The organism is Neisseria sp. P0022.S009 (assembly GCF_051956675.1).
In the GTDB taxonomy this organism is placed as follows: domain Bacteria; phylum Pseudomonadota; class Gammaproteobacteria; order Burkholderiales; family Neisseriaceae; genus Neisseria.
Genome location: NZ_JBQCXE010000076.1, coordinates 1 through 440, shown reverse-complemented (window position 1 = coordinate 440; position 440 = coordinate 1). Strand labels below are relative to the sequence as shown.

At 59.3% G+C, this 440-nt stretch carries 1 rRNA gene; it reads left to right on the top strand.

Annotation, left to right across the window (positions count from 1 at the left end):
* Positions 1-440: ribosomal RNA gene (locus ACTHUG_RS11505) — 16S ribosomal RNA — on the top strand; the annotation flags it as partial.

Here is a 440-nt window from a genome sequence, read left to right as displayed (position 1 = left end):
CCTACGGGTGGCTGCAGTGGGGAATATTGGACAATGGGCGCAAGCCTGATCCAGCAATGCCGCGTGGGTGAAGAAGGTCTTCGGATTGTAAAGCCCTTTCGGCGGGGACGATGGTGACGGTACCCGCAGAAGAAGCCCCGGCTAACTTCGTGCCAGCAGCCGCGGTAATACGAAGGGGGCGAGCGTTGCTCGGAATGACTGGGCGTAAAGGGCGCGTAGGCGGACCTCGCAGTCGGGCGTGAAATCCCGGAGCTCAACTCCGGAACTGCCTTTGATACTCCCGCGCTTGAGAACTGGAGGGGACATCGGAATTCACGGTGGAGCAGTGAAATGCGTGGATATCGTGAGGAACACTAGTGGCGAAGGCGGATGTCTGGACAGTATCTGACGCTGAGGCACGAAGGCCAGGGGAGCGAACGGGATTAGATACCCGAGTAGTC